Genomic DNA, 20265 nt, shown 5'->3' with positions numbered 1-20265 from the left:
CCCTTTCGACTTCCCGAACCTCCCGAAGGAGCACCATGTCCCAGCAGTCCACCGCGCGAAGCCCCCTCGAGGGTCCTGTCCTCTACCGCCGAGGCTCCGTCTACACGACGGTGGATCCGGGAGCCTCGGCGCTGATCGCCGAGGGGGATCAGGTGGTCTGGGTCGGATCGGAGCAGGCCGCTGACTCGCTGCAGGACGAGCGGATGCAGGTCGTCGAGCTGGACGGCCGGCTGATCACCCCGGCCTTCGTCGACAGCTCCGCGGATCTGAGCCGCAGCGCGCACCCGAGCGCAGCGGCGGCGCTCGGGCTCGGAGCCGTGGTGCACACCGGCGGTCTGCAGGATGCCGAGGCGCTGCAGAACTGGGTCGAGGCGGCGCAGCAGGGCCGTGCCGCGCGCGTCCTGCTGTGGCCGAGCCTCGATCCGCAGGATGACGTCGCCTCGGTCGTCGAGCAGATCCGTGAGCGCTTCAGCGCTGCGCTGGTCGGCCTCCGGCTGCCGGTGGCGGACGCTGACGCCCAGGCCGTGGCGTCGTTCTGCACGGCCGTGTCGCAGGAGTCTCTGGCCCCGGCGCTGGCCGTCAGCCGCGCCGACGAGCTGGCGATCGCGCTGGAGGGCCTCGAGCTCGTGGCGAGCAGCGCGGGGAGCGCACCGCCCACGCCATGGGCGTGCGCGTGGACCTCGTGGGTGCGGTGGAGCTGACCCAGCGCGACCTCGAGCGCCTCGCCGCCGCTTCCGTCACGCTGTGCCTGGATCCCTCGGTCGAGGCGCCGGTGGCCGAGCTCTACCGGCAGGGCATCCCGGTGGTCTGGGGCACGGGCGCCGCTCTGCTCGACGGCTGGGAGGCCGTGCGAGCCCTGCTGCACCACCCCGATCCGCAGCAGCGCATCTCCGCGAGGGCCGCCTTCGTGGCCGCGACCCGCGGCGCCTGGCGGGCTCTGGGCGGAGGACATCCAATGGCCGGGCAGCTGGCCTCCGGAACACCGGCCACCTACGCCGTATGGGAGGTCGAGGCGCTGATGGTCCAGCAAGCCGAGGGCACCGGCGCCTCCTGGAGCACCGACCCCCGGGCCCGCACCCCGCTGCTGCCGGCGCTCGAGGACGAGGCGAGCCCGCGCTGCACGCAGACCGTCGTGGACGGACGCATCCTCCCGCTGAGCTGAGGCATTCCGACGCCCCGTCACCTACCCTGGGAAGACGCTCGGTGATCCTGTGCCGGGCCTGTCGATGCCGGGGCCCTGCGCCTGGTCGTGGCAGAGTCGGAGCACAGCGGCCTGATCAACGGCTGCGTCGGGACCTGTCGTCGCATTCGAGGGTCCTGGCGCGTCCGCGACTAGACTGACCGTCTTGCACCGGCTCGTCGCCTCCCGGCCCGGCACTGCACCCAGCAGGGCTCGAGGAGGCGCACCATTCCCGGTCGGTGCGGGGGCCTCCCGCAGGATCGGCCCTCGATGTCCTGCTCGGTGCACTTCGGCGAAAGGATGCGCGCAGCGTGCGTTCCCTCATCATCATCCCCACCTACAACGAGCGCGAGTCGCTGCCGACCGTCATGGACCGACTGCGTCGCGCCGTCCCGCAGGGCGATGTCCTCGTCGTGGACGACAACAGCCCGGACGGCACGGGCGAGATGGCAGATCGCATGGCCGAGGCCGATGCGCAGATCCACGTCCTGCACCGCACCGAGAAGAACGGCCTGGGCCAGGCGTACATCGCCGGGTTCCGCTGGGGGCTGGAGCAGGGCTACGAGATCCTCGTGGAGATGGACGCGGACTGCTCCCACCAGCCAGAGGAGCTGCCCAAGCTGCTGCAGGCCGTCGAGAACGGCGCCGACCTGGCGATCGGCTCGCGCTACGTGCCGGGCGGCTCGACGGTGAACTGGCCGTGGATCCGCAAGTTCATCTCCCGCGGCGGCGGGATCTACGCCCGCTTCTTCCTGGGCTCGAACATCCGGGACATCACGGCCGGCTTCCGCGCCTTCCGCGCCGAGACCCTGCGAGCCATCGACTTCACCTCGGTGACCTCGCGCGGCTACTGCTTCCAGATCGACCTGGGCTGGCGCACCGAGCTCGCCGGCCTGCAGGTCGTCGAGGTCCCCATCACCTTCGTGGAGCGCGCCGAGGGTGATTCCAAGATGAGCGCCGACATCACTCGCGAGGCCATCGTCAACGTGGCCAAGTGGGGCGTCACCGCTCGCGCCAAGGTGCTGCGGGACAAGGCCCAGGGCCTGCTCGGACGCTGAAGCCCCCGCGCGGGAGGCTCAGTAGCCCCCGCGCCCATGACGAAGGCCGCCCCCGAATCGGGGGCGGCCTTCGTCATGGGCGAACTGATCGTTCCACGGCGGACCTGTCAGAGGCTGCGGCTCAGAGAGCGTGCAGCTCCCGGTAGTGCTCGAGGCGCTGCTGGAGGATCTCCTCGAGCTCCTCCGTGGTGCGCCGCTCCATGAGCATGTCCCAGTGGGTCCGCTGGTGCTTCTCGTTGGGGTTCTCCGGCTTCTCGCCGTCGACGATGATGGCCTCCTGGCCGGTCTTGGTGTACCAGACCTGCGGGACCTCCGCCTCCATGGCGAAGGTCACGAAGACCGACTCGCCGGACGGGGTGCGGTACTCCACGCGCTGACGCGAGGCGGGCTCGACGCCGGCCTCCGACTCCATGGACTGCGAACCGAGGCGCATGCCGCGAAGGCTGCGATCGCTCATCGGATGTTTCTCCTGTCGGTGGGGGTGTCGGTGGGAAGACCTCTGCTGGAAGACACAGCACCGCGACGCTCGAGTCTATTCCCGAGACGTCGCGGTGCTGATGCCTCCCACGCGCTCTCGGCGCGTCCTCTTCCGTGGTCTGCGGCCGCTGGGGTCAGCGCTGCGGGGGCTGACCGTATCCGTCGTGCCCGCTCGTGCGGTAGGGATCGCGGCCGTGCTGCTGAGGGCGCTGCTGGCCCTGGTAGCCCTGCTGAGCCTGCGGGTGGGGCTGCTGGCCCTGCTGATCGAACGGCTGGTCCCGGCCCTGAGGGGCGGCCGCCTGGTGAGGGCGCTGGGCGCCGGCGCGGGTGTCTTCGCCGGGCAGCTTGGCGTTGAGGTCGACCGGGGCGTTCGGGTCGATGGTCTCGGGGCCGGGGACCTCGTAGTCATCGGGGTCGGTGAAGCGCTTGGAGGGATTGAGGTCCTCGTCGGTGACCTTGACCAGGCCCTCGTCCTCCTTGGCGCGGCGACGAGCCTCGGCCTCCTGCTCGTCCTCCTCCTCCATGACCTCGCCCCAGTCCGGTCCGGCGTCGGGACGGCCCAGGAACTCGCCCACGCCGCGCAGGGCATCGCCGAGCTCAGCGGGGATCATCCACACCTTGTTCGCGGAGCCCTCGGCGACCTTGGGCAGGGTCTGGATGTACTGATACGCCAGCAGCTTCTGCGTGGGCTTGGCGCGGTGGATCGAGTCGAAGACCTTCTGGATCGCCTGGGCCTCGCCGTCGGCGCGCAGGATCGCGGCCTTGGCATCGCCCTCTGCGGAGAGCACGGAGGCCTGGCGCTGACCTTCGGCCGTGAGGATCTGGGACTGCTTCTCGCCCTCGGCAGTGAGGATGGCCGCGCGACGGTCGCGCTCAGCGCGCATCTGCTTCTCCATCGAGTCCTGGATGGAGGCCGGGGGAGTGATCTCCTTGATGTCCACGCGCGAGACCCGCAGGCCCCAGCGGCCGGTCGTGGAATCGAGCACGCCGCGCAGCTCCGCATTGATCTTGTCGCGGGAGGTCAGCGTCTCCTCGAGGTTCAGACCGCCGACCACGTTGCGCAGCGTCGCGGAGGTGAGCTCGTCGACCGCATGGATGTAGTTGGTGATCTCGTAGGTGGCCGAGCGGGGGTCCGTCACCTGGAAGTAGACGACGGTGTCGATGCCGACCACGAGGTTGTCCTCGGTGATCACCGACTGCGCCGGGAAGGACACGACCTGCTCGCGCAGATCGATCATGGGCAGCAGCCGGTCGATGAACGGGACCAGGATGTGCAGGCCGGGGGACAGGGTGGACTGGTACTTGCCCAGTCGCTCGACGATGCCTGCGCGGGCCTGCGGAATGATCCGCACCGCCTTCAGCAGGATCACCACAGCGACCACGACAAGGATGACCAGCAGGATGATCGTGGCGATCATGGAGCTCTCCTCGTGACGTCGGTGTTCGGGGGGGGGCGTTCGGATCAGTGGCGATCGACGGGCCGGCCGCGGCGGCTCAGGCCCGGTGCACCGGGGGATCGATGGCGGGGGCGCTGCGTTCGACCCTCACGGTCGCGCCGTCGACGCGATGCACGTAGGCGGTCTCGCCCACCGGGATCTCCGGACCCGAAGTCCGGGCGGTCCAGACATCTCCGTGGAGGCGGACCAGGCCGGTGGCCGAGGTGACGGGCTCCAGGACGGTGCACTCGGAGCCGGGCAGACGGTCGGCGTTGGAGAGACCGTCGCGGCCCGGGCCTCGGTGCAGCCGGGCGAGGATGCGCGGGCGCACGAGGAAGAGCAGCAGCAGGGACACGGCGACGAAGACGAGCACCTGGACGACCACGCCTCCGCCCAGGGCAGAGGCACCGGCGGAGGCCAGGGCGCCGACTCCCAGCATCAGGAAGGTCAGGTCGAGGCTCAGGATCTCGATCACGATCAGCACGGCCGCGAGGATCAGCCACACGATCCATCCGCTGTCGGCGAGCATCTCAAGCATCGGGCGGCCTTCCGTCGTCGGTGATCCGGGTCTCCATCCTGCCAGAATTCGCATTCGAGAACAGGCAGGTCCATGCGTGTGTCGTCGATTCCCCGAGATCGCGTCGTCCAGCAGGGGAGTGGTGTCACCCTCTGTTCATCTGGCGTTCATCCGCTTATCATCTGGGGATTCCGTTCGACGTCCGCACAGGAGTGACCATGAGACCCATCGCCTCGATCGCAGCTTCCGCTGTGGGTGCCGGCGTGACCGGCATGGCGGCGGGTCTGATCACGCTGTCGGCGGTGCAGTCCAACATGCCTGCGCTCATGGCGCACCTGATGAAACCGGTGCCGGATCTGGCGGGCCGTCGGGTGCTGCTGTGCACGGGGGAGGCGGATCACCGCACCCGCGGCACGGCTGCGGACGAGGCCCAGCAGTGGCGTCGGGCACTGGAAGCCGAGCACGACACCCCGGCGATTTTGGTGGACCTGCGCACGGACGCCCGCTGCTCGGCGCGCCGACGGGCGCAGGTGCGAGCGCTGGCGGAATCCGTCCCGGCGGATCACCAGCGGGAGTTCGTTCTCGGCGACTCGGTGTCTGCACAGGCACGCTCTGTGCAGGCGCGCACCGGGGCCTCGTCGGCCGAAGCTCTCGGCTGAGGCCGGGCGCTCAGGAACCCTGCGAGTCCTCGTCGGAGTCCGGCTGCTGCGGCTGATCGCCGATGATCTGCCCGAGAGGATCGACGCGCGGCGGGCGCAGGATGCTGCGGGAGACGTTGCGGTAGTCGTAGCGCCCGAGGAGCTGGGCTGCTTCCTCGTCCTCGAGGTCGTAGGCATGCGCGAGCATGCGGACATTCTCCGTGTAGAAGGCGTGCAGCTTGTCCACGCCCTTCAGGAACTCGATTTCCTTGCTCATGGTCGGTGTGCGGCCTCTCCGGAAGATCTGCGGCTGGATCCGAGACGCAAGCGCCGATCGGACCGTGACCACCGTAGTCCGAACGCCGCAGAAACTCCCGTCCCGGAGCATGGTTCGTCCGAAGACGGAGGCGTCCTGCGGGTGCGGTGCCGGGGATCCAGAGGGTCGCTCGATCCTGCACCTCGTTCGCCGATAATCTACATTATGTAAAGTTAGGCTGAGCGGAGGGCTCGACGCCGACCGGATGGCCCCTCCCTCGCAGGCGGTGGGCATTCACTCGAGGCGTGCCTCGGAGTGCTCGGCTTGTGCGCGGTGCGCCGGCACGCGGCGGCGCGGGGCGACGACCTCGCCGCGGGCCGCCTCACGCCGGATCTCTCCGCGCGGTGCTCGACGCCGCCGGGCGGTCTCGGCTCCGCCCTGCAGTCTTGCCTCGATGATCTGTCTGCGCTGGCGCCTGTGTCGCTCCATGCTCCCGACTCGCCGCGCGTGCTCACCGCCAGCTGTGTCGTCCTAGGCGGCAGACGGCATTCCGTGCGGGCTGCCGCACCGCAAAGGCCATGACGGCTTCGCATAACCCGCTCGGAAATATCCTCCGCATGGTGCGCGCTCTGCGCGCGGGAAATCGGATATTCCGCTGCCGCGGCGCATTGGCCGGCCCGTGAGGGCTCCTGGAAGATGCCACCCGGAGCTCTTCTGAGCTATTCTTCTGACGGTCGGGATATCCTTGTCGCCCTTGGCCTGACAGTCATGCGGTGCCGCATCTGCCGTCGCATGATCTCGCTCGCGTCGATTCCGTGTCGTAGTAGACAAATAGAACGACACGAGATGGCGGAGGCAATCCTGGTGCTCGTCAGCATTCAATAGACCAGTATCGGCGACTCCCCCGGCCTCGATTCCCGAGGATTCCGGGGAGATGCCCGACGCTCCCCCGCAGGCCCATTCTTCCGTCGCGCTTTTCGATAGTATGTTCGAGTCGCCGACCGAGTGATCGATCCGCTGATCGACTCCCCCGGTCTCGGTGACCCGCCCGTCGTCGCCGACCCGAAGGACTCCGCCGCCATGGCTCTGCCTCCCCCGCCCGTCGAGATCCCGCTGCAGGAGGCCGTCGCGCGCTTCCTGGCCTCGGTGGATCGACGGGCGCGTGTGCAGTCGCTGTCGGCGGCCACGGTCAAGAACTATCGCGTGGATCTCGAGCGCTTCCTGGAGCTGCTCCCCCGCGCGAGCGAGCACACCGCGGAATCCGTCACCGGCCAGGACGTGGACGAGGCCCTGCTGCTGTTCGCCGGCACCGCGGATCACCGGCGCAAGCCGGGGCTCGGCGAGCAGAGCGGGGACGTCCGCCGCCGGATGGCCGCCACCGCGCGGGAGGCCAAGTCGGCCGGGTCGACCCTGCGGATGCGACGCTCCCTGTCGCGGTTCTTCGCGTACTGCACGGAGCAGTCCTGGGCCACCGTCTCCCCCATGGCCGCCTCCGAGCTGATCCCCCAGGGCGAGGACCCCCTGCGCGTCGAGCGGACCTCCCTGGACATCGAGGAGGCCCAGGCCCTGCTGCGCCACGGCCCGGGCACTCGGGAGTCGAACCGGCACTGGGACCGGGACGCCATCGCGCTGGGGCTCATGATGGTCGTCGGGCTGCGCGCCGGGGAGATCGTGCGGCTGGATGCGGATCACCACTCGCCTGCCGGTCCGGCGGGTCCGGCTCGGGTGACGGTCTACGGGAAGGGCCGCAGCACGCGGGTGGTCCCGATCGCGGCCTGGATCGACGAGCTGATCTCGTCGTATCGAGCCCGCCTGGGTCCGGAGGCGCCTGCGCCGCTGCTGCTCTCGGCCACCGGGCGCCGCCTGGCCGTGCGCGATATCGAGCGCCTGCTCGAGCGCGCCGTGCAGCGCACCCGAGCCGCCGAGCCGCGCCTGGCCCGCGGCGTGGTCCCCCACGGGCTGCGCCACACCGCGGCCACGCTGATGCTCGCCGACGGCTGGGACGTCAAGGTCGTCGCCCGGCTGCTCGGGCACAGCTCCGTGTCCACCACGAGCCGCTACCTCGACGAGCTGCCCGGAGAGCTCTCGGCCGCGATCGACGCCCACCCGCTGCGGCCCTGACGGACCGGCGGCCCCGATCGCCGTGAGGGGACCGGGGCCGCCGTCGACGGGGGCGCGTGCGAGATGCGAGTGCGGCCGCTCATGGCTCGCACGTCCCGGTGTCCGGAGGACTCAGGCCAGCCTGCCGGTGGTCGGGAAGCGGTCCCATACGCGATGGCGCGTCAGTGCCTCCTTCACGCCGGTGAGCACGCCCTGGGGCGTCTGCGCCACGGTCACACCGACGCCGTCGGCCATGCCCAGGGCCCCCAGGGTGTCGATGCCGGTGCCCCACGCGCCCATGGGCTTGGCCTGGCGCCAGACCTCCTGCAGGAGCAGACTCGCACGCGGATCCACCTCCTGGGGGCTGGGCGCAGCGGCCTTGGCGTCCAGGCCCTGGGCGGCATCGGGTCCGGGCAGGGGGTCCGAAGCCACCAGAACCGCATCGAATTCGACCGAGCGGGCTGTGAGCAGCGTGCGCTGGGCGACCACATCCCCGGCTGCGGTGCCTCCGGTGGGGGCGATCACCAGCGGAACCATGCCGGCGCCGTCGATCTCGCGGATCACCTGCGCCAGGGAGTCGCCGTCCACGCGGCTCCCGACCAGGATGCCGATCTGGCGCCCGTCGACCGGCCAGGTCCTCCCCAGCTGCGACAGCGCCGGGGATGGCTGGACGTCTTGGGCGGGCGCCGTCGTGGGCTCCTGCTCGGGCAGGCCGAGGCCCTCGGCCACTGTGCGGCCCAGCTCCGCATCGATCGCCGACAGATGCTGCAGCTGGCGGATGCGCACGTTCTCATCCCAGCACTTGCCGAGCTCGAACATGTATCCCTGCGCGGTGTGCTCGCGCTCGATCTCGCTGAGCGAGAGCCAGAACATCCGGGCCTGACTGAAGTGATCCTCGAAGGACTGCGGGCGGCGACGCTCCTTGACCGATTCCGCGATCGGCTGCGCCACGTCGATGAACGGCCGCTGCGAGTCGGGCGTCTCGAACGGATTGCCCCCGTCCAGCGAATTCGGGCGGTAGGGCGCGACCCCGGAGTGCACGGCGGACTGGTGCATGCCGTCGCGCAGCATGTCGTTGACCGGGGCATGCGGGCGGTTGATCGGCAGCTGGGTCCAGTTCGGCCCGCCCAGCCGTGTGATCTGCGTGTCCAGATAGGAGAACAGCCGCCCCTGCAGGAGCGGGTCGTTCGTCACATCGATGCCTGGGACCAGGTTGTTCGGGTTGAAGGCGACCTGCTCCGTCTCGGCGAAGTAGTTCGAGGGATTGGCTGTGAGCGTCATCAGCCCGACCGCCTCGACGGGGGCAAGCTCCTCCGGCACGAGCTTGGTGGGGTCCAGCAGGTCGATCCCCTGGAAGGTCTCGTCCTCGGTGTCCGGGAAGACCTGGACGCCCAGCTCCCACTGCGGATGTGCTCCGGCCTCGATCGCATCGGCCAGGTCGCGTCGGTGCATGTCGGGATCGGCGCCGTTGATCAGCTGCGCCTCCTCCCACAGCACGGAGTGCACGCCCAGCCTGGGCTTCCAGTGGAACTTCACGAGCGAGGTGGAGCCGTCGGCGGCCACGAGGCGGAACGTGTGGACCCCGAAGCCCTCCATCATCCGCAGGGAGCGCGGGATGCCGCGGTCGGCCATGTTCCAGATCGTGTGATGCTGCGCCTCCGTATGGAGGGAGACGAAGTCCCAGAAGGTGTCGTGGGCGGACTGCGCCTGCGGGATCTCCCGATCCGGATGGGGCTTGGCCGCGTGGATGACATCGGGGAACTTGATCGGATCCTGGATGAAGAACACCGGGATGTTGTTTCCCACCAGGTCCCAGGTGCCCTCGTCGGTGTAGAACTTCGTGGCGAATCCGCGGGTGTCGCGGGCCAGATCCCCCGAGCCGCGTGAGCCGAGCACGGTGGAGAACCGCACGAAGACGGGAGTCTGCTTCCCCTCGGCGAACACCCCGGCGCTGGACAGGCGGGAGGCCGTCCCGTAGGACTCGAAGACGCCGTGGGCACCGGCACCGCGAGCATGGACCACCCGCTCGGGGATGCGCTCGTGATCGAAGTGCGAGACCTTCTCGCGGAAGTGATGGTCCTGCAGGAGCGCGGGTCCGCGGCGCCCCGCCCTCAGGGAGTCCTCGGAGGTGCTCAGGCGGGTCCCGTGCGCGGTGGTGAGGAACTCGCCCTGCTGGGCTCGGGCGCCCTCGGGAGCGCCGGTCTGCTCTCCGGTGGCCGTGCGAGTCTGCGGGGCGGACTGATCGGGCTTGGGAGGCAGCGGGCTGCGCGGCTGGACGGGCTCCTGCGCGGATGCCGGTTCGGAGCCAGGGACCCCTGGCACCTGAGGAAGCTCGGGGCGGTGATCTGACATGGCGGATCCTCCTGACATCGTCGCTGTGCCGGCCGGGGCTGTCGGCCGCCGGCCCGCCTCCTGTCTATCCGTCCGCAGCCTGATAAGTAAGGAGGCTGACTGGATTGCCAGGGAATCCGGAGCTGCAGGTGAGGTGCGCCACATAGCCCCCGTGTCGCATGGACTCCGCCTGCAGTCCATCCCGGGCGTCTTTGCGGCCGGGGATTGCACCGCGATCCCCTTCAAGCAGATCGTGGTCGCCCAGGGCGCCGGCGCCACCGCCGGGCTCTCGGCATGGGACCACCTGATCCGCACCCAGGCCGTCGTCCCGGCCTCCCTCCCCCGGAAGGCAGCAGGGCCCGTCGCCGTGATGGCGACGGGCCCTGCTGCATGCTGCGGGAGCATCGAGCTCCAGCGCGGATCAGTGCCGCCGGTCCCGGTCCTCCTGCGCCCGCCTGCGGCCCTCGCTGGTGCGCTGCGCCTCGGGGTCCGAGCGGTTCTCGGAATGCTTGTCCTCCCGGTCGGCCTGCTCGTCCTGATCCTCCTGGTCCTGCTGCTCATCCTCCTCGTCGCGGTACTCGTCGAGCTTCTCGCGCTGCTCTTGGCCGCGCTTGGAGTAGGTCGCGATGCGCACGGCCTCGGCGTCGTCGAAGTTGGAGCCCAGGGCGCCGGCGAGCATGCCCATGGACACGGACAGGGACGTGATGGCGATGTAGTCCCACGGCCCGGGTGCGTACCCCAGCTGCCCGGCCAGGAAGTCGGCGTCGATCACGATCAGCGAGAGCAGCCCCAGGGCGGCGAACAGCACGGCGAAGAACGCGATGATGCTCAGCAGCACCGTCACGAACGTGGCGATGTTCTCCACGAGCGCTCGACCCGAGCCGGTGGCCGCACGGTCGCGGAACCACAGCTTGTTGCGCGTGATCAGCCACAGGGTGAAGGTCACGATCATGATGGCCGCTATCAGCACATGCCGCACCGGGCTCAGTGCCACGGAGAGGCTCCAGATGCTGCCGAAGAACACGCCGAACCCGCCCGAGGCCATACCTGCGGCGATGCCGCCGCCCAGCGCCGTGATCAGACGTCCCGGGCGGTTGGCGCGCACCATGCCCGAGACCTGGCGCAGCCGAGCCGTCGGACCCGGGCGCACCAGGTAGTGCACGCCCTCCTCCAGCCCGGCTCGGGAGACCAGTCGGGAGAGCCGCAGCGCCTCGATGAGCTCATCGCCCTCGACCGGGCTGTGCGCGTCGCGGGCGCTCGTGGCCACCAGATCCACGATCAGCTCGAGGGCCGAGGACTTCAGCCCCACCGCACCCAGCGACGGGAGGGAGACCATGGCCGAGCGGCCTGCCTTGTCGACCTCGGCGACGACCGGAACGCGGTCCAGGGCGCGCGGGAGATCAGTCGCGTAGACCAGGTAGCGCCAGCCGTGGCGGTCCAGGATGTCCGGGGCGCGATCGCTGAAGGGCACGGTGCCGTCGTCGTTCAGGGGGAAGGTCACATCGCTGACCTCGGTCTCCCAGGGCGTGCCCGTCCTGCGGGTGAGCTGCTCGGCGATCCTGCCGGCGAGCGCGTCGATGACCTTCTGGGGCACGCCGGGGTCTGCGAGCAGTCCGAGAACCTGGGTTCGATAAGCCATCTGCTCATTCTGGCATCCTGCTGCCGCGGCTCGCTCCGGATGCGTCCGAGGATCAGCAAGTCACGGCCACCCGTTGTCGGGCCATCACCCGGCCGCGGTGGCTGGGGAGCATGTCATCAGAGTCGATCGCATCTCATCCGGACCGCCTGCTCCCGGCGGATCCGGCCACCCGCTCCATCGAGACCTTTGAGAAGTTCGGCGCCGACACCGGCCACGACATCCCGTTCCGGATGGAGTGCACGCGCTCCCTGCAGCCGCTGCTGGCGGACTTCGGCAACGCGAAGGGCTTCAACCTGGTCCTGTTCACGATCGACGGGACCGTGTTCTCCCGCGAGATCGCCCCGCTGGCCGGGTTCTACCCGTCGGTCTACGTGGGCGCCCCGTGGTGGTTCATCGACGAGCCCGATGCCATGCACCGGTGGCGCAGCGCGATCACCGGCACCGCCGGCTTCACCCGTTCCTCCGGGCTCATCGACGACACCCGCGCGTTCACCTCGATCCCGGTCCGCCACGAGGCCTCCCGGCGCACCGAGGCCTCGTTCCTGGCCAAGCTGCTGGCCGAGCACCGGATCACGGAGGATCGCGCCCAGGAGATCATCGTCGACGCCGCACTCAGGAGGGCCTTCAAGCTGTGAGGGCGCAACCGCTGAACCGCACCACCCACCCGCAGGCCCCGGCTGCCCCGGTGCGCATCGTGCACCTGGGACTTGGCGCATTCCACCGGGCGCACCAGCTCTGGTACACGCAGCACTCGGAGGCGGATCCTTCCGATCCGCAGTGGGGCTTCGCGTCCTTCACTGGCCGCTCGCCGCGCATGTCGGATCTGCTGTCCGCCCAGGACGGGCTGTTCACCCTCATGGTCCGCGGACCCGAGTCCGACGAGCCGGAGATCATCGGCGCCCTGAGCGATCCGCGCGCCGCCGATGATGTGCGGCGCCTATGGGAGCTGCTGGCCGCGCCGTCCACCGCCGTGGTGACGCTGACGATCACCGAGGCCGCCTGCAACCTCGGCCCGGAGCTGTCCTTCGACGCCGCCGAGGAGACCGTGGCCGCCGATCTGGAGACTCTGCGCGCGGCCTTCGCGGCCGGCTCCTTCGACACCGATGCCGTGGGCGTGCCGGCCTCGCCGGCGGCCAAGCTCGTGGTGGGCCTGGCCGCGCGCCGCGCCGCCGAGGCCGGGCCGATCGCCGTCGTGTCCTGCGACAACCTCTCGGCCAACGACCGGGCGGCGCACCACGCGATCCAGGGCCTTGCCGCCGAGCTCGACCCGCAGCTCGGCCAGTGGATCGAGCGCAGCGTGTCCTTCGTGGGCACCTCGATCGACCGCATCACCCCTGCCACCGAGGACTTCCTGCTCGACGACGTCGCCCAGGCCACCGGGTTCGCCGATCAGGCCCCGGTCGTCACCGAGCCGTTCAGCAGCTGGGTGCCGCAGGGCGAGTTCCCCGCCGGGTGCCCCGAGTGGGAGCGCGCCGGTGCGGTGTTCGTCGAGGACCTCGAGCCGTTCGAGCGCCGCAAGCTGTGGCTGCTCAACGGGGCGCATTCGCTGCTGGCCTACGCCGGGCAGCTGCGCGGGCACGAGACCGTCGAGCAGGCCATCACCGATGAGGTCTCCCGCCAGCAGGTCCTCGAGTTCTGGGACGAGGCGGCGCATCACCTCACTACCCCGGGCCTGGACGTGCCGGCCTACCGGGAGGCGCTGCTCGAGCGCTTCGAGAACCCGCGCATCCGGCACAACCTGGCCCAGATCGCAGGCGACGGCTTGACCAAGCTGCAGATGCGCGCTGTGCCCGTGCTCAAGGCCGGGCGCAGCGGCGAGATCGCAGCGCGCATGATCGCCGCCTGGACCGTGTACGTGGACGGGCGCGACGAGCTCAGCGACTCCCGGGCCGAGCAGGTCCTCGAGGCCTCTCGCAGCGAGGATCGGATCCGCTCGCTCGTCGGGCTCCTGGACGCGCAGCTGGCCGAGCAGCCCGAGGTGATCGAGCAGATCACGGATCTGGCGCAGGCCCTGCGCGACTGAGCCTCTGCGCGGCCGAGCCCCTCTCGGGGCAGCCGAGCACAGCACGGGAACTGGCCGCAGCCGCCTCCGGGCGACTGCGGCCAGATCTGTGTCACCTCTGACATGAGGCGACGCTCGCTGCCCTGCGGGCAGCACCCTGCAACGTGCAGGTGGACCACCTCCGCGATTTCAGAGCATGGGGGCACAAGGCGGAGACGTCGAGCTCACCGTCGGGCTGATCTTCCGGCCATCTGCTTCGTCGACGCCTTCACGGACATCCTCATCGGGTCCGTCATCGACCGCACGAACACCCGCATGAGCAAGTTCCGGCCCCACATCATGGTCTTCTGCGTGCCGCTGTTGCTCTCGGCCGTCTTCGCGTTCTCGCCGGCCGGTCTGCGCGGCACGAACGGCGTGCTGATCTGGGCCGTCGTCACCTGCTTCCTGCTGGGGTCGGTCTTCTACACCCTGGTCAACATCCCCTACGGCTCGCTGGCAGCCGCCATGACGGGCAACAGCCAGGACCGCTCCAAGTTCGCACTGGCGCGCACCATCGGCACGGGCATCATGCAGATCGTCACGGCCGTGGCCATCAGCCCGGCGATCCAGCAGTTCGCCGGCGATCCGGACGGCCTGCAGGCCACACTGACCCGCACCATCGCGCTGCTCGTCATCACCTCCCGGGCGAACGTCGAGCGCAGGATCGCCGAGGTCGGGCTCAAGGAGAGCCTGCAGACCCTCGCAGCCAACCGCGCTCTGCAGACCCTGGCCGGGATCTCCGTGGTGTATCTCGCCGGGCTGTTCTGCGTCACGGGCATCCTGATCTACTACGCGCGCGACGCCCTGGCCTTCGTGGGCGAGGCCCTGGGCGACTGGGCCGGGCTGTGGCTGATCGGCCAGTTCGGCTGCGTCTCCGGCGCCGCAGCGCAGCCCGACCCCGCGATCACGGGCATCACCCTGGCCGCAGGCGTGGCCCCCGCCGCGTTCTTCCTGCTGGCCGCGGATCCTGGTGCAGTCCTACCCGCTGACCGATCAGGGGCCCGCTGCGCGCTGAGCGGCCCCGTCGCGGGCAATCGAGGGAAATCCCGCTGAGAACCGTCCCGCGGGGCCGTAGCCTGGCGGGCGGTCTGCCGCGGGAGGCGACGATGCCCCCGCCGAGCACCGAGGAGAGGAACTTCTGTGATGGTCGCCAACGAGCAAGCTGCCAGGCCCACCCCTGTAGTCGTCGTGATGGGGGTCTCCGGCTCCGGGAAGACGACGATCGGCGCCCTGGTGGCCGATGCCAAGTCCGTGCCGTTCGTGGATGCCGATGACCTGCATCCGATCGACAACGTCAAGAAGATGGCCGCGGGCACTCCCCTGGATGACGAGGACCGCTGGCCCTGGCTCGACATCGTCGGCCGACGCCTGCAGGAGGCCGAGGAGTCCGGCGAGGGCGTGGTCATGGCGTGCTCGGCGCTGCGCCGCGTCTACCGCGACCGCATCCGCGCCACGGCCCCCAGCACGATCTTCCTGCACCTGAACGGCTCGCTGGAGGTGCTCACCGCCCGCATCGAGGGCCGCAGCGGGCACTTCATGCCCCCGGCGCTGCTGAGCTCACAGATGGAGACCCTCGAGGCGCTCACGGAGGACGAGGCCGGCTACGTCCTGGACATCGGCCAGAGCGTCGAGCAGATGATCGACGAGGCCCTGCCGGCGCTGCAGTCCATCCGGGACGAGATGCCCCGCGACTGAGTCGCTGCTGCTGCCCCTCAGCCGGCCCGACGACGAGGTCGCTCTGAACCCGAATCCGGGCCCCGGCCCCGCCTGCCGTGCTGCTCGCTGTCGGCCCGGGCAGCGGCGACCTGCTCCTCCAGATCCGGTCGGGTCAGGGCCCAGGCCTGCAGCGCGGTGATGCTGATCCCGCGCGGGCCGGTGCGGCGGGTGGTCCCGCGCACCAGCAGCAGTCGCGTGCCGAAGAGCACCGGCCCGGACAGACGCTGCGCCTCGTCGAAGAACGCGCAGTCGGCGGTCCCGGTGCCGTCGTCCAGGCTGATGAACACCACGCGGTTCCCGCCGCGCATGGGCGGGGTCATGGTGGAGACCCGCACCCCGGCCACGAGCACCTCGGTCTGCGAGCGCAGCTCCAGCAGATCGCCCGCGGCGGTGGCGCCCAGTCGGCGCAGCAGCGGGGCGTAGCTGTCGACCAGGTGGGCGGAGACGTCCAGAGCGATGTGGTCGAGCTCGGCGCGCACGGTCTGCTCGGTGCTGGGGCTCGGCAGGCCCGGCACCAGGCCCCGCAGCTCCGGATCGCCCAGGGGCAGCTCGAGCTGCCCGGAGACCTCGCGGCGGACGGCGGACGGGCGGGCGTCGGCTCGGTGGCGCATGGCCTGGACCAGGTCCGCGCGGTTGGCCGTGCTGCCGGAGCTCTCGAGCAGCCCGTCCAGCGCGCCCACCGAGGCCAGCCGCTCGAGCGAGCGCCGGGTGGGCCGCGCCCGTGCACGCAGATCCCCGAGCGAGGCGTAGGGTTGTCCTGCCACGAGGCGTGCGATCTCCGACTCCGAGACGCCGCTGAGCTCGCGCAGGGACAGCCGGATGCCCAGCCGGCGGCGCCCCTGAGCGTCCAGGCCCTCCTCCGGGGCCAGCTCCTCCACACGGTGGTGGTCATCGGAGCGGTTCACGTCCACGGGCAGCACGGGGATGCCCATGCGTCGGGCCTCCCCCACGAGCAGGCGCTTGGGGTACATGCCGGGGTCGTGCTCCCACACCCCGGCCAGGAAGGCCTCCGGATGATGGGCCTTCAGCCACGCGGATTCGTAGGTGGGCACGGCGAAGGCCGCGCCGTGGGCCTTGCAGAAGCCGAACGAGCCGAAGGCCGAGAGGATCTCCCAGACCTGATCGAGCACCGCGGGCTTCCAGTCCCCCTGCGCGCGGGCGGACTCGCGCACGAAGCGCTCCACGGCCGGCTCCTCGGGGCCGCCGAGTTTGCGGCGCAGCTCGTCGGCCCGGGCCAGACCGCAGCCGGTCACGGTGTCGAGGATGCGCAGGATCTGCTCGTGGAAGACCGTCACCCCGTGGGTCTCGGCCAGGATCGGGTCCAGGCGCGGGTCGATCGAGGGCACCGTGGCGAAGCCGTGGCGCTGATCCAGGTACGGCCGCACCATGTTCGACTGCATGGGCCCGGGGCGGAACAGGGAGATGTCCACGATCAGGTCGTCGAAGCTCTCCGGGGCCATCTTGCCGATCAGCTCCCGCTGGCCCGGGGACTCGATCTGGAAGCAGCCCAGGGTGTGGGTGGAGCGGATCAGCTCGAAGGTCGCCGGGTCGTCCCGCGGCACCGCCTCCAGATCGATGCGCGGCGGGACGACGGCGGCCTCATCCTCCTCATCGCGACGACGGGCGCGGATCAGCTCGAGGCGCTGGATCTCGTCGAGCGCGTAGGTCAGCGTGGACTGCATGCGCACCCCCAGGACGTCGAGCTTGAGCATGCCCATGGGGTCCATGTCGTGCTTGTCGAACTGGCTCATGGGCAGACCCAGCCCGGAGGCCTGCACGGGAGTGCGACCCAGCAGGGACTGATCGGAGAGGATCACCCCGCACGGGTGCATGGAGATGTGCCGCGGCAGCCGGTCCAGGCGCTCGGCGACGTCCACCAGCAGGTCGAGCTGCTTGTCCTGGGCGACCTGCTGGGCGAACTCGGCCAGCTCGGGCTTCTCCTCGAGGGCCTCCCGGAACGACGAGGCCGAGAAGCGCCACAGCTGCTTGGCGATCGCGTCCACCTGGGCCGGCTCCATACCCAGGGCCAGACCGGCGTCGCGGACCGCACCGCGAGCGCGGTAGGCGTTCTGCATGCTCATCAGCGAGACCCGCTCAGGCCCGAAGCGCTCGAAGATGCGGTCGTAGACCTCGTGGCGCCGGGCGGACTCGACGTCGATGTCGATGTCCGGCAGGGTCGAGCGGTCCCGGGAGAGGAAGCGCTCGAAGATCAGCCCGTGCTCCAGCGGATCCGGCTGGGAGACGCCCAGCAGGTGGTTGACCAGCGAGGAGACGCCCGAGCCGCGGGCAGCCCGACGCACCCCCATCTGCCCGATCATGTCCGAGACCTCGGCGACGGTGAGGAAGTAGGACGCGAAGCCCAGGTGCTCGATGATCGCCAGCTCGTGCTCCAGGCGCTCCTGCACCCTCTGCCAGGCCGGTGAGCCGGGGGCGGCCTGCGGGTAGCAGCGGGCCACGGCCGTCTGGCACCGCTGGCGCAGCTCCCGGGGTGCCGGGGAGCTCAGGCCCAGCACCGAGGCCTCCGGCACGACCGGTCTGCCCCAGCCGCAGTCGGCGGCGGCGTCCAGGCGGGTGAGGTCGGCGACCTCGGCGGTGCCGCCCAGCAGCGCCTTCACCCCTGCTGCGCCCAGATCGGCGCTGCGGGCTGTGTCGCGGGCCAGGTCCTCCATCTGCGCGGCGGGCTTGAGCCAGGCCTGGCCGTTGGGCTGCAGGGATTCGCTGTCGGTCTCCCCCGCTGCCAGCTGGGCCAGCGGGGTCAGGGTGCGGGCGGCGTCCAGGACGTCGGCGGTGGCCGCGTCCTGCGGATCGAGATAGCGCACGGCATTGGAGAGCACGCAGCGCACTCCGGACTCGACACCCATCCGCAGGGTCCGGGCGGCGTGGCCCGCGCTCCCCGAGGCGCCGGGCTCCGCCAGGTGGTGCACGACCTCCAGGGCCAGCGCCTGCGGGGGCAGCAGCTGCTTCCAGCGAGCCAGGGCCTGTCGAGCGCTGCGATAGCGACGGGCCGCCAGCAGCCTGCCCACATCCGAATCCGGGCCCAGCAGCACGACCAGCCGGACGGGGGCTCCCGCCCTCGCCTCTGCGGCCGTGTCCTCTGCCCCCGGCTCTGCGCTGTGCTTCGTGGACGAGATGCCGCCACCTGAGGAGCCGGTCCCGGGGTCCCCCAAGGCCCCCGGCACCGCCCGCCGACGCAGCTGCTGCCTGGTGATCCCGGGCAGGAACGAGGCGCTCGGCCCCGACCCGAGCCGCGAGCGCAGCCGCGCAGCGCCTGTCCGGGCGCCTCCGCCGGAGGATCCCCGTGCACTCGCCCCAGCCGCACCGTCACCGCGCTCACCAGCCGCGGCCCCGCAGGTCTGCTCCGCCCCCTCCACCCGGTGCGCGTCCGAGATCAGCCGGCACAGCGCGGCGTAGCCCTCCCCCGGCGCTGCTCCGGCCCCGGCTCCGGCGGCGAGCACCACCACGCGGTGGAAGCGCTCGCCGTCCGGATCGCCCACCCGCAGATCGACGCCCAGGATGGGGTCGATGCCCGCAGCCCGGCAGGCACCCAGATGCTTGACCGCCCCGTAGAGGCCGTCGCGATCCGTGCACCCCAGGGCGTCGGCTCCGTCGGCAGCGGCGGCGGACACGAGAGCCTCCGGGCGGGCGACGCCGTAGTGCGCGCTGAAGGCCGTGCGCACATGCAGATGGGTGAAGGTCACCCCCGTATTCGAAACTATGTTCGAATCAGAGTCAACTCACCGCAGGCGGCTCGAGGGCGTCGGGCTCACGAGGCGGAGTCGAGGGCCCGCAGCTCGCCGATCCTGCGGTCGAGCCCGGAGGGCTCTGCGGCCGCCGAGCACTGGGCGAGGGCCTCGCGGCGCCGCAGGGGCAGATCGATCACCCCGCCTCCGGTCTCCGTGGTGGCCCGCAGCAGGCGCCAGCGCCCGGTCTCCATGGTGTGCACGAGCTCCAGGGTGATCAGTGCCGCGCGCGGGCTCAGCCGCACCTGCACGCGCCACATCTCCTGATCGACCACCTCGGTGTCCCGCGGGGCGCGATGCCCATCCACCCACCACGAGCGACGCCGATGCCAGCGCACCGGCTCCTCCGCGACGCTGTGCACCCGCCCCTCCCAGAGCACCCGCACAGGGGCCCCCGACCTCCCGCACTCGACCTCCACGCCCTGCATCAGCAGTCCCATGATGTCCTCCGCTCTCCCGCGTCCCGCCTGTCCCGATCGTCGTCCGATCGATGCTTCGAAACTAGAAGAGGTGTACGACAGCACAAGACGAATATGACGCTCATGGGAACACCAGTTCCCAGGGCGAGGATGGGGTGCTCGCGCCTCATGCCTCCCGGTCGGCCGCATCATTGAGCTCGAAGGAGCCCCTCCCGTCCAGCGTCTCCCGGAGAAGGTCCGCGTGCCCCGCATGACGGGCGACCTCGGCCGCGATGTGAGCCAGGCACCACCGCACCTCCCAGTGCGTGACGTCCTCGGGGATCCAGGGCGAGGGCGGGACGGGCACGAGCGCATCCAGCTCGGCGGCCTCGTCGAGGTTCTGCGCGGTGAGGGCCACGTGACGGTCGAACTGCTCCAGGACCTCGCTCAAGGGCCGGACGTCTGCGATGAGCGAGTCCAAGGACGGGTCCTCCGACAGATCCTCCGGAAGGACGGGCGCCCCGGGTGCTGCAGCCGCGAGCGCGGACCAGTACACCCCCACGGCCGAGGTGTGCAGCAGCAGGCCGGTGAGGTTCAGGACCGAGGCGGTGGGTGCGGCATGGGCCTGCTCATCGCTCAGGCCATGGACGGTGGTGCGCATCTGGGCGAGCTGCTGCAGCGCGTAGGTGCGCAGGACGTCGTGCTCGCCGACGGCGTTCGGGGTCAGGAATCCCATGG

The 20265-nt window shown here is 70.7% G+C and carries 17 protein-coding genes and 1 pseudogene; 9 read left to right on the top strand and 9 right to left on the bottom strand.

Annotation, left to right across the window (positions count from 1 at the left end; translation table 11 throughout):
- The first annotated feature begins 35 nt into the window (after positions 1 to 35).
- The 3 genes from OVA15_RS04495 to OVA15_RS04485 all read left to right on the top strand — a co-directional run bounded on the left by OVA15_RS04495 (position 36) and on the right by OVA15_RS04485 (position 2238).
- Entirely contained in the window at positions 36 to 701 is a 666-nt protein-coding gene (locus OVA15_RS04495) for a hypothetical protein (RefSeq protein WP_268143359.1), read from the top strand.
- Positions 668 to 1162: an amidohydrolase family protein gene (locus OVA15_RS04490; RefSeq protein WP_268143357.1), complete on the top strand. Its 495-nt coding sequence runs from the start codon at positions 668 to 670 to the stop codon at positions 1160 to 1162. The genes OVA15_RS04495 and OVA15_RS04490 overlap by 34 nt, the downstream gene beginning before the upstream one ends.
- 329 nt (positions 1163 to 1491) lie before the next feature.
- Positions 1492 to 2238, top strand: coding sequence for a polyprenol monophosphomannose synthase (locus OVA15_RS04485; protein WP_006215708.1), 747 nt, complete (start codon positions 1492 to 1494; stop codon positions 2236 to 2238).
- 121 nt (positions 2239 to 2359) lie between these two features.
- On the opposite strand, the gene OVA15_RS04480 is transcribed toward OVA15_RS04485, so the two are convergent.
- The 3 genes from OVA15_RS04480 to OVA15_RS04470 all read right to left on the bottom strand — a co-directional run bounded on the left by OVA15_RS04480 (position 2360) and on the right by OVA15_RS04470 (position 4689).
- Entirely contained in the window at positions 2360 to 2695 is a 336-nt protein-coding gene (locus OVA15_RS04480; protein WP_024290413.1) for an RNA polymerase-binding protein RbpA, read from the bottom strand.
- A gap of 154 nt (positions 2696 to 2849) precedes the next feature.
- Entirely contained in the window at positions 2850 to 4133 is a 1284-nt protein-coding gene (locus OVA15_RS04475; protein WP_268143353.1) for an SPFH domain-containing protein, read from the bottom strand.
- A 76-nt stretch (positions 4134 to 4209) separates the two neighbouring features.
- The gene (locus OVA15_RS04470; protein ID WP_268143351.1) at positions 4210 to 4689 is read right to left on the bottom strand and encodes an NfeD family protein; all 480 of its coding nucleotides are present in this window, start codon (positions 4687 to 4689) and stop codon (positions 4210 to 4212) included.
- 197 nt (positions 4690 to 4886) lie between these two features.
- Between OVA15_RS04470 and OVA15_RS04465 the strand changes: the two genes are divergently transcribed.
- Positions 4887 to 5327: a hypothetical protein gene (locus OVA15_RS04465; protein WP_053447407.1), complete on the top strand. Its 441-nt coding sequence runs from the start codon at positions 4887 to 4889 to the stop codon at positions 5325 to 5327.
- Between the two features lie 10 nt (positions 5328 to 5337).
- Here OVA15_RS04465 and OVA15_RS04460 read toward each other — a convergent pair whose 3' ends face one another.
- Positions 5338 to 5583 (bottom strand): hypothetical protein, encoded by a 246-nt coding sequence (locus OVA15_RS04460; protein ID WP_053447406.1) that lies wholly within the window; start codon positions 5581 to 5583, stop codon positions 5338 to 5340.
- A 984-nt stretch (positions 5584 to 6567) separates the two neighbouring features.
- Here OVA15_RS04460 and OVA15_RS04455 point away from each other — a divergent pair.
- Complete coding sequence (locus OVA15_RS04455) at positions 6568 to 7683, top strand: tyrosine-type recombinase/integrase (protein ID WP_268143349.1); 1116 nt, start codon at positions 6568 to 6570, stop codon at positions 7681 to 7683.
- Positions 7684 to 7794: 111 nt separating this feature from the next.
- On the opposite strand, the gene OVA15_RS04450 is transcribed toward OVA15_RS04455, so the two are convergent.
- Positions 7795 to 10014 (bottom strand): catalase, encoded by a 2220-nt coding sequence (locus OVA15_RS04450; protein ID WP_268143347.1) that lies wholly within the window; start codon positions 10012 to 10014, stop codon positions 7795 to 7797.
- A 400-nt stretch (positions 10015 to 10414) separates the two neighbouring features.
- A complete protein-coding gene (locus tag OVA15_RS04445) occupies positions 10415 to 11632 on the bottom strand; it encodes a hypothetical protein (protein WP_053447405.1) in 1218 nt (405 codons plus the stop codon).
- A gap of 182 nt (positions 11633 to 11814) precedes the next feature.
- Between OVA15_RS04445 and OVA15_RS04440 the strand changes: the two are divergent.
- The 4 genes and pseudogenes from OVA15_RS04440 to OVA15_RS04425 all read left to right on the top strand — a co-directional run.
- Positions 11815 to 12267: pseudogene (locus OVA15_RS04440) on the top strand (glucuronate isomerase); the annotation flags it as partial.
- Complete coding sequence (locus tag OVA15_RS04435) at positions 12264 to 13655, top strand: mannitol dehydrogenase family protein (RefSeq protein WP_268143345.1); 1392 nt, start codon at positions 12264 to 12266, stop codon at positions 13653 to 13655. The pseudogene OVA15_RS04440 and the gene OVA15_RS04435, both read left to right, overlap by 4 nt.
- 102 nt (positions 13656 to 13757) lie before the next feature.
- The gene (locus OVA15_RS04430) at positions 13758 to 14726 is read left to right on the top strand and encodes an MFS transporter (protein ID WP_268143343.1); all 969 of its coding nucleotides are present in this window, start codon (positions 13758 to 13760) and stop codon (positions 14724 to 14726) included.
- A 90-nt stretch (positions 14727 to 14816) separates the two neighbouring features.
- Positions 14817 to 15368 (top strand): gluconokinase, encoded by a 552-nt coding sequence (locus OVA15_RS04425; RefSeq protein WP_268143341.1) that lies wholly within the window; start codon positions 14817 to 14819, stop codon positions 15366 to 15368.
- 17 nt (positions 15369 to 15385) lie between these two features.
- On the opposite strand, the gene OVA15_RS04420 is transcribed toward OVA15_RS04425, so the two are convergent.
- The 3 genes from OVA15_RS04420 to OVA15_RS04410 all read right to left on the bottom strand — a co-directional run bounded on the left by OVA15_RS04420 (position 15386) and on the right by OVA15_RS04410 (position 20263).
- Complete coding sequence (locus OVA15_RS04420) at positions 15386 to 19087, bottom strand: DNA polymerase III subunit alpha (RefSeq protein WP_268143339.1); 3702 nt, start codon at positions 19085 to 19087, stop codon at positions 15386 to 15388.
- A 65-nt stretch (positions 19088 to 19152) separates the two neighbouring features.
- Positions 19153 to 19569 (bottom strand): hypothetical protein, encoded by a 417-nt coding sequence (locus OVA15_RS04415; RefSeq protein ID WP_268143337.1) that lies wholly within the window; start codon positions 19567 to 19569, stop codon positions 19153 to 19155.
- Between the two features lie 145 nt (positions 19570 to 19714).
- Complete coding sequence (locus tag OVA15_RS04410) at positions 19715 to 20263, bottom strand: mycothiol transferase (RefSeq protein ID WP_268143335.1); 549 nt, start codon at positions 20261 to 20263, stop codon at positions 19715 to 19717.
- Positions 20264 to 20265: the final 2 nt, after the last annotated feature.

The sequence above is a fragment of the Kocuria sp. SL71 genome, assembly GCF_026672465.1.
Classification (GTDB): Bacteria; Actinomycetota; Actinomycetes; order Actinomycetales; family Micrococcaceae; genus Kocuria; species Kocuria palustris.
This window is presented reverse-complemented; position numbering and strand designations above follow the sequence as displayed.